This is a genomic window from Streptomyces capoamus (assembly GCF_014654935.1).
GTDB lineage: Bacteria > Actinomycetota > Actinomycetes > Streptomycetales > Streptomycetaceae > Streptomyces > Streptomyces capoamus.
Window position 1 is genome coordinate 116,898 of sequence record NZ_BNBF01000001.1, and the last position, 8,184, is coordinate 125,081.

The following is an 8,184-nucleotide window of genomic DNA, read 5'->3' on the forward strand; positions in this document are numbered from 1 at the left end:
GGCGGGCTGCTGGGAGGGCCCGGCCGGCCGCGGTTCGGCGGCCGGCCGGGCGCCGGTATCACTGGGGGGCGGCGCATGTCCGTGGCGGCGTGACCACCACACGTGGAACACCGCCGTCGCGGCCAGCACGATCGCCGAGATCACCAGCAGGGCCGGGCCGTCGGGCCCGTGTCCGATCAGGTTCGCCACCGCGTCCGCGACGGCCACGGCCGTGAAGAGCGCGGCGAGTTCGACGACGTCGCGCCGCCAGTGGTGCACGGGCCGTCCGTGCCGGGCCCGGGTCACATCAGGCAGGTCTGGAGTCATGCAGCCACTGTGGACGAAGGGTGTTGCGTGATCACGAACTCATTGTGACCGATGGGTTAAGTATGCTCCGCCCCTTTTGTTGCACTTTCTATGTCCTGCTGCCCCGCCGGTCCGCCGTCCGGCCGCTGCCCGCTCAGCGGCTGCCGTCCAGGATGACCCGTGCGACCAGTGCCGGGTCGTCGTTCATCGGGCAGTGGCCGCAGCCCGGCAGCCGCACCAGCCGGGCGTGCGGTATGAGCTGCTTGGCGCGGACGCCCTGGCGGCGCACGAGGATCCGGTCCCGGGTGCCCCAGGCCACCGTGACCGGCAGGCCCGCCAGTTCGTCGGTGAACCGGACGGCGGCGCCCGCCCGCAGGGTCTCCTCGAAGCCGGTGGCCCCGACCAGCGCGAGCGTCTCGGCGACCACCGCCTCCGGCGAACGGCGGCCGGGGCGGGCGTAGATGGTGCTGGTCAGCGCGGTACGGCCGGCCGCCGTGCGGGCCAGCCGCTCCACCAGCGGCAGTGGCAGCCGCCGGGCGATGCCCCGCATGGCGAGCAGCACCGAGAACGCGTACCGCCGCTCGGCCTCGGTCCAGAAGCCGGCGGGGGAGAAGGCGGTGACGGACCGTACGAGCTTCTCCCGGCCGAGTTCGAGCGCGAGCAGACCGCCCAGCGAGTTGCCGGCGACGTGCGGGCGGTCCAGCTCCAGCGCCTCGAAGAGGGCGCCCAGTACGGAGTTCGTGGTGGGCAGGTCGTAGGCCAGGCCGTCCGGCAGTCCCGGGGACGCGCCGAAACCGGGCAGGTCGACGGCGATCACCTCGCGCTCGGTGGCCAGGATGTCCACGACCGGGTCCCAGGCCTGCCGGTGGTGGCCGATGCCGTGCAGCAGGACCAGGGGGGCGCCGCGGCCCACGCGCGCGTAGGACACGGTGACATCGCCCGGGCCGTGCGGGGCGGGGACCTTGAAGGAGACGGTGGCGGACATGGGGTGCTCCTCGTCTGGGCTGCTGACGGACGCCGTAGACAGCTTGTCAGCAATTGCTACCCGTCGGTAGCCCCTGGATGCCGCCCCGCCCGCACCGACCTCAACCCGCGCGGTGCACCTCGATGTTGAAGTCGGCGTGCCCGAAGCCGCGGAACAGGGCCAGCCACAGCGGCAGATACATCTCCACCGCGCGCGCCGCACGGATGCCGCCCAGGTCCAGCACCCGCCCGGCCGGCCAGCCGAACTCCGTGAGCAGTCCCGTCACCCGCTCCTTGGCCCCGGCGTCCGCCCCGCACACGAACACGTGGTGCTCGCCCGGCACCCGCCCCGGATCCACCATCACCTGGCAGTTGACGGTGTTCAGCGTCTTGACCACGCGCGCGTGCGGGAACGCCCGCTGGATGCGCTCGGCCACGCTGTCCGACTCCACCGGGTCGAGGCGCGGCTGCCCGTCGTCGAACGCCAGCGGATTGCAGACGTCGACCAGCACCTTGCCCTCCAGGTGCTCCGCGCCCGCCGCCCGCAGCGCGTCCAACGCCACCCGGCCGCCCACCGCGTTGACGACCACCTCGCCCGCCTCGGCCGCGTCCGCGAACGTCCCCGCGTGGGCCCGGCCGGCCGCGGCCGTCGCCCACTGCGCCGCCACCGGGTTGTCCCGGGTGCGGGAACCGAGGGTCACCTCGTGGCCCAGCTCCAGCAGCCGGCCGGCCAGGGTGCGTCCCACCTCGCCCGTGCCCAGCACCCCGTACCGCATCGCCCACCTCACGGTCACCGGCCGCCGCGGGCCGGCGGTCCGCCGCCATTGTGGTCCGGACCGCTTGCGGAGCCGGGCATTCCGGGTGGACAGCGACCAGCGTGTCGGCTGGGATGTCCCCCGTGACCGACGACCTCGCCACCGACGTCTTCGAAGAGCACCGGCCCCTCCTCATGGCAGTCGCCTACCGCATGCTCGGCAGGGTCGCCGACGCCGAGGACGTGGTCCAGGACGCCTGGCTGCGCTGGTACCGGGCCGACCGCGCCCAGGTCCGCGAACCGCGCGCCTATCTGGTGCGCGTCACCACCCGGCTGGCCGTCGACCGGCTGCGCCAGGTGCAGTCCCGCGGCGAGGCGTACGTCGGCCCGTGGCTGCCGGAGCCGTACCTCACCGAGTTCACCGGCACCGCCCCGGACTCCGCGGACCGCGCCGAACTCGCCGACACGGTGTCCCTGGCCGTCCTGGTCGTCCTGGAGTCGCTCTCCCCGCTGGAGCGCGCGGTGTTCGTGCTCCGCGAGGCGTTCGGCTACCCCTACGCCGAGATCGCCGCCCTGCTCGACCGGGCCGAGCCGGCGGTACGGCAGCTCGCCGGCCGGGCCCGCCGGCACGTGGCCGAACGGCGCCCCCGGTACGAGGCGGATCCCGTGCGGCGCCGCGACCTGACCGAACGTTTCCTGGCCGCCGCGGCCGGGGGCGACCTGGCGGGCCTGCTGTCCCTGCTCGCTCCGGACGCCCGGCTGGTCGCCGACAGCGGCGGCAAGGCCAAGGCGCCGCTGCGGGTCCTGCACACCGCCGACAAGGTCGGCCGCTTCCTCATCGGCGTCGCCCGTCCGGTCGCGGCGGACCTGTCCTTCCGTCCCGTGCAGGTCAACGGCGGCCCCGCACTGCTCGTCCTGTCCGACGGCAAGCCCCACACGCTCTTCCAGGTGGACATCGCCGACGGCCGGATCACCACCGTCTACCTCGTGCGCAACCCGGACAAGCTCCGGCACCTCGCCGACGGCTGAGCCCGCCGCCCCTGCGACGCCCCCGCCGGTGCGACGGGGGCGTTGCCGCGATGTCACACACCGCGCCGCGCACGAACGCCTCGTGAACGCTCGGCGGCGGCCCGCCCGCGCGTTCCGCGCCGGGCCGAGGATTGGTCTTGACCAAGGGTGACGGCCGCCCTATCGTCGCAGAGAAGTGCAACAACCTTTAATAAACAAGGGCGCTAAAAACCGCCGGACCACGGCTCTTGCGGAGGACAGGGTGGGGACCACGCAGCTGGAATCGGTGCCGGAACCGAAGTACTGGCATCTCAAGACCGTGCTCACCGAGGCACTCGACTCCGAGTTCTCGGTCGGCGAGATCCTGCCGAACGAACGCGACCTCGCCGCCCGCTTCGGCGTGGCCCGGGCCACGCTCCGCCAGGCCCTGGAACAGCTGGAGCTGGAGGGCCGGCTGCAGCGCCGCCGCGGCGTCGGCACGACCGTCGCCCCGCCGCGCGTCGGCGTGGCCGTCGGCACCGAACAGCACACCTGGCCCGGCGCCGCCGGCGACGCCTGGCAGCCCGCCGACAGCGACCTGACACCGCCGCCCGCCACCGTCGTCGCCGCCCTGGGGACCGACGCGGACGAGCCCGTCCACACCGTCCGCCGCACCCGCATGTCCCACGGCCAGCAGGTCGCCACCGAACTGCTCTACATCCCGGCGGCCTCGGTGCCGGGCCTCACCGCGATCGACGCCCCGTCCGGCGCGGCACGCGCGCGTGCGGTGCTGCGCGAGCTGCAGCACCTGTCCCTGGAGGGCGAGGAACGCGCCGTCGAACTGGGCTCCGCGCGCGCGGACGACGCCAAGGAACTGGACCGCCTCCCCGGCTCACCCGTCCTGGTCGTCACCACCCGCTTCCTCGTCCAGGGACGCACCGCCGCGCTGTCGGTGGCGACCTACCGCGCCGACACCTGCCGGCTGACCTTCGGCGAATCGGCGGGCGTGGAGATACACCACGACCCGGAGCAGCGGGCCTCCTGAGCCGTACGGCAGCCCGCGCACCGGGCACTTCACGGCCCCGGACGGGACCGACTCGCCCGGCGCGCGGGACACGGCGCGACCACGAGTCACCGTGGCGCGGCGTCTCCACGACGACCCGCGCCCCCTTCGGCGCACGGCTCAGCGCCGCGTCACCGTGCCGTCCACGGCGAACAACTGCTCCTCGACGTGGTCCAGGGCCAACCTCAGGCAGGTTGCGGGCCAGTTCCCGCCGCAGCGGCTCCAGGACGCCGTGTCTCCATGGCGACCCGCGCCTCCCTCGGCGTACGGCTCAGCGCCGCGTCACCGTGCCGTCCACGGCGAACAACTGCTCCTCCACGTGGTCCAGGGCCACCCGCAGCGCCCCCGTGGCCGAGCAGGGACAGCGCCACCCGGGCCACCCGCAGGCAGTGGCGGGCCAGTTCCCGCCGCAGCGGCTCCGGGCCGCCGTGTCTCCATGACGACCAGTGCCTCCCTCGGCGTACGGCTCAGCGCCGCGTCACCGTGCCGTCCACGGCGAACAACTGCTCCTCCACGTGGTCCAGCGCCACCCGCAGCGCCCCCGTGGCGACGGCCGCCTCGCCGAGCAGGGACAGCGCCACCCGGGGCGGCCGCAGGCAGTAGCGGGCCAGTTCCCGCCGCAGCGGCTCCAGGACGCCGTCCAGACCCGCCGCCCAGCCCCCGACCACGACCAGTTCCGGATCGAGCGCCAGCACCAGCGCGGCGACATCGTGCACCAGCCGCTGGATGAACCGGTCCACGGCCGCCCGGGCCCGCTGGTCGCCCTTGCGGGCCAGTGCGAACACCTCGGCGACCGCCTGCTCGTCCAGCGGGTGCAGCGGCTCGTCGGTGGTGGACAGCAGCGTCTCCGGCGTCGCCTCCCGGCCCAGCAGGTGCAGCGCGCCGATCTCCCCGGCCGCCCCGCCGTACCCCCGGTGCAGCCGCCCGCCGATCAGTGAGCCGGCCCCGGGGCTCAGCCCGGCCAGGACGAACACCACGTCGTCGGTCCCGGTCGCCGCACCCTTCCAGTGTTCGGCGACGGCCGCCGCGTTGGCGTCGTTCTCCACCAGCACCGGACAGCGGAAGGAGCGGCTCAGCCGCTCCCCGAGCCGCAGGCCCGTCCACTGCGGCAGGGCCGTGCTGAGCCGCACGGTGCCGTCCGCCTCCACGATGCCCGGCGTGCCCACGCCCACCGCCCGCAGCGAGCTGCGCGCCACCCCGGCCCGGCGCAGCAGTTCGGCGACCGCGCCGCGCAGCCGGTCCAGCCGCTCGTCCGCCGGCGCCGTCTCCTCGACCTCCTTGGCCTGGGCGCCCAGCACCCGCCCGTCCAGGTCGGACAGGAGCGCGGCGACCCGGTGCGGCCCGATCTCCAGGCCCAGCAGGTGCCCCGCCTCGGCCCGGAACCGGAACCGCCGGGCGGGCCGCCCCTGGCGGCGGGCGCCGCCGTCGTCGGCCGCCGCCTCCACCACGAGCCCGCCCTCGATGAGCCCCTCGACGACGCCCTCGACGGTCGGCCGGGACAGTCCGGTGACGCGGGTGATCTCGGTGAGCGTCGCGCAGTCCGTGGCACGCAACGCGTGCAGCACCACCGCGGAATTGATCCTTCGCAGCAGCGAGGGATCGCCGCCGGTCAGCTGCCCCACCGTCCGTCCTCCCAGCTCGCGGGCGTGTTGGCCGGATCGTACTCGGCCCGGCCCGGCCCGGCGAGTGCCGGGCTGGGCCCGCGGCCGTGCCCCACGCTCAGCCCGGCTCCACGAACCCCGACTCGTAGGCCACGATCACCGCCTGGGTGCGGTCCCGCGCCCCCAGCTTGGCCAGGACGGAACTCACGTGCGACTTCACCGTCTCCGCGCCCACCACCAGCCGGCCGGCGATCTCGGCGTTCGACAGGCCCCGGGTCATCAGCCGCAGCACCTCCGCCTCCCGCTCGGTCAGCCGGGCCCGCTCCAGCACGGCCCGCGCCGGCCGGTCGCCGTTGCCGTACCGGGCGGCCAGCCGCCGTACCGAGGCCGGGAACAGCAGCGAGTCGCCCTCTGCGACCAGCCGCACCGCGTGCACGATCTCGGCGGGCCGGGCCCGCTTCAGCAGGAACCCGTCGGCGCCCGCGCGCAGCGCCGCGTACACGTACTCGTCGTCCTCGAAGGTGGTCACCACGAGGATCCTCGGCGGCTCCGGCACCGTGCGCAGCACGGCGCGCGTGGCCTCGATCCCGTCCATCAGCGGCATCCGCACGTCCATCGCCACCACGTCCGGCCGCAGTCGCCGTACCAGCGGGATGACCGCCGCGCCGTCGGCCGCCTCGCCCACCACCTCGATGTCGGGCTGCGCCGCCAGCACGGCCCGCAGTCCCGCGCGGACCAGGGGTTCGTCGTCGACGAGGAGTACGGTGACCGGCATCCGGCCAGCGTAGATCAGCGGGCGGGCAGCTCCGCGCGCACCTGCCAGTCGCCCTCGTCCGGACCGGTCCACGCGGTTCCGCCCAGCAGCGCGGCCCGTTCCCGTATGCCGCGCAGCCCGCTGCCCCGCCCCGGGCCGGGTACCGCCCCCGGCAGCGGATTGCGGACCTCCAGGCGGAGCGTGCCGCCGTCGGCCGCGATCCGGACCCGCACCGGGACGGCGCCCGCGTGCCGCAGCACATTGGTGAGCGCCTCCTGCAGGATCCGGTAGCCCTCGCGGGAGACGGGGCCCGGAACGGCCTCGACCGCGCCCGTCACCTCGGCGTCGAGCTTCGCGCCGGCCGCCCGCGCCGACTCCAGCAGCCGCCCGGCGTCGGCCAGCGTGGGCCGCGCGCTCACCGGCCGCCCGGCCTCCCGCAGCACGCCCAGCACCCGCTCCAGGTCCTCCAGCGCGGCGCGGCCGGTCTCCTCGACGGCGGCCAGCGCCCGGTCGGTGAACTCCGGGTCGCCGGCCGCGCGCGCCGCACCGGCCTGCACCACCGCCACCGTCAGGGCGTGTCCGATGGAGTCGTGCAACTCCCGCGCGATCCGGGCGCGTTCCAGCAGCTGCTCGGTGCGCTCCTCCAACGCGGCCAGCCGCTCGGCCGCCGACGGCCCCAGCAGCCGGCGCGCGGCGGCGGTGAGCAGCTCGCCCAGGCCGACGACCACCCCGTACAGGGCGAGCAACGGCAGCGGCGCCAGCAGCGCCCAGGCGGGGTGCGGCGGCAGCCGGTCCAGCAGCGGAGCCCCCGCGGGTGTCCCGCCCCACGCGCACCGCAACAGCTCGAAGCTGCTGACGGGCAGCCACACCGAGGCGAACACGGTCGCGCCGCCGAACAGCATCCGCAGCTCCAGCCACAGCACCGTGCGCGACCGGTCCCGCCAGTTCGCCGCCGGCGCCTCGGAGATGCCCGGCTCCTTCTCGCCGGGCGTGAGCAGCAGCCGCGCCTGCACCCCCTCGCCCCGCCGCACCGCGGGCACCAGGCCGAGCGGGACCAGCAGCAGCGCGGGCACCCACGGTGCCGACGGGTCGACGAAGAGCCAGACGCTGACCACCAGCATCGGCACCCACAGGTGCAGCAGCCGGGTGTACGTCGTCCCGCTGAGCAGCGGGCGCAGGAAGCGGGCCATGGCCTCATCGTCGCAGGCGGCAGCGGCAACGGGCCTCCCCCGCACGGGGGAGACGCTCTCCACCGGCGGGGGAGGACCCGACCGCGCCGCCCGGCCAGGCTGTTGCCATGACCAGCATCGACGTACGAGACCTCACCAAGGAGTACGGCGGCCGGCGGGCCGTGGACCGGCTCACCTTCCGTGTGCACCCCGGCCGGGTCACCGGCTTCCTCGGCCCCAACGGCGCCGGCAAGTCCACCACCTTCCGCCTCGTCCTCGGCCTCGACCGGCCCACCGCCGGCACCGCCACCGTCGGCGGCCACCCCTACGCCGGGCTCCGCACACCCCTGCGTCAGGTGGGCGCCCTGCTCGACGCCGGTGCCGCGCACGGCGCCCGCACGGCCCGCGACCACCTGCTCGCCCTCGCCGCGAGCAACCGCGTCCCGGTCCGCCGGGTCGACACCGTCCTGGAGGAGACCGGTCTCGCCCCCGTGGCCCGGCGCAGGGTACGGACGTACTCCCTGGGCATGCGCCAGCGGCTCGGCATCGCCGCCGCCCTGCTCGGCGATCCCGGGGTCGTCCTGCTCGACGAACCCGCCAACGGCCTC

Annotated in this window: 8 protein-coding genes and 2 pseudogenes; 3 read left to right on the top strand and 7 right to left on the bottom strand. The window is 75.4% G+C overall.

All coding sequences use genetic code 11. The features are described from left to right. The 3 genes and pseudogenes from IE312_RS38340 to IE312_RS00555 all read right to left on the bottom strand — a co-directional run. Window positions 1-306, bottom strand: a pseudogene (locus tag IE312_RS38340) (GNAT family N-acetyltransferase); the annotation flags it as partial. Window positions 307-439: 133 nt separating this feature from the next. Beyond that, on the bottom strand, window positions 440-1,270 hold the full coding sequence (locus IE312_RS00550; protein ID WP_189977186.1) for an alpha/beta fold hydrolase: 831 nt from the start codon (window positions 1,268-1,270) through the stop codon (window positions 440-442). 100 nt (window positions 1,271-1,370) lie between these two features. Beyond that, complete coding sequence (locus IE312_RS00555; RefSeq protein ID WP_189977188.1) at window positions 1,371-2,024, bottom strand: NADPH-dependent F420 reductase; 654 nt, start codon at window positions 2,022-2,024, stop codon at window positions 1,371-1,373. Between the two features lie 122 nt (window positions 2,025-2,146). Between IE312_RS00555 and IE312_RS00560 the strand changes: the two genes are divergently transcribed. Together IE312_RS00560 and IE312_RS00565 are read left to right on the top strand one after the other, a co-directional pair. Next, window positions 2,147-3,031 (top strand): RNA polymerase sigma-70 factor, encoded by an 885-nt coding sequence (locus IE312_RS00560; protein ID WP_189977190.1) that lies wholly within the window; start codon window positions 2,147-2,149, stop codon window positions 3,029-3,031. A 241-nt stretch (window positions 3,032-3,272) separates the two neighbouring features. Further along, window positions 3,273-4,034, top strand: coding sequence for a GntR family transcriptional regulator (locus IE312_RS00565; protein ID WP_189977192.1), 762 nt, complete (start codon window positions 3,273-3,275; stop codon window positions 4,032-4,034). Between the two features lie 289 nt (window positions 4,035-4,323). Here IE312_RS00565 and IE312_RS44630 read toward each other — a convergent pair. From IE312_RS44630 to IE312_RS00585, 4 genes and pseudogenes are all read right to left on the bottom strand, one after another. Further along, window positions 4,324-4,480, bottom strand: a pseudogene (locus IE312_RS44630) (transcriptional regulator); the annotation flags it as partial. A 39-nt stretch (window positions 4,481-4,519) separates the two neighbouring features. After that, on the bottom strand, window positions 4,520-5,674 hold the full coding sequence (locus IE312_RS00575) for an ROK family transcriptional regulator (RefSeq protein ID WP_189977194.1): 1,155 nt from the start codon (window positions 5,672-5,674) through the stop codon (window positions 4,520-4,522). Between the two features lie 97 nt (window positions 5,675-5,771). Then, window positions 5,772-6,428: a response regulator transcription factor gene (locus tag IE312_RS00580; protein ID WP_189977196.1), complete on the bottom strand. Its 657-nt coding sequence runs from the start codon at window positions 6,426-6,428 to the stop codon at window positions 5,772-5,774. Between the two features lie 14 nt (window positions 6,429-6,442). Continuing rightward, complete coding sequence (locus tag IE312_RS00585; RefSeq protein ID WP_189977198.1) at window positions 6,443-7,597, bottom strand: sensor histidine kinase; 1,155 nt, start codon at window positions 7,595-7,597, stop codon at window positions 6,443-6,445. Window positions 7,598-7,704: 107 nt separating this feature from the next. Here IE312_RS00585 and IE312_RS38345 point away from each other — a divergent pair. After that, window positions 7,705-8,184: ABC transporter ATP-binding protein (locus tag IE312_RS38345; protein WP_229898811.1), on the top strand; the 480-nt coding region annotated here is incomplete at its 3' end.

Coding starts and splice junctions, on each gene's coding strand:
- IE312_RS00555 (WP_189977188.1), bottom strand. CDS start 2,024: ATGCGGTACGGGGTGCTGGGCACGGGCGAGGTGGGACGCACCCTGGCC.
- IE312_RS00550 (WP_189977186.1), bottom strand. CDS start 1,270: ATGTCCGCCACCGTCTCCTTCAAGGTCCCCGCCCCGCACGGCCCGGGC.
- IE312_RS00580 (WP_189977196.1), bottom strand. CDS start 6,428: ATGCCGGTCACCGTACTCCTCGTCGACGACGAACCCCTGGTCCGCGCG.
- IE312_RS00585 (WP_189977198.1), bottom strand. CDS start 7,597: ATGGCCCGCTTCCTGCGCCCGCTGCTCAGCGGGACGACGTACACCCGG.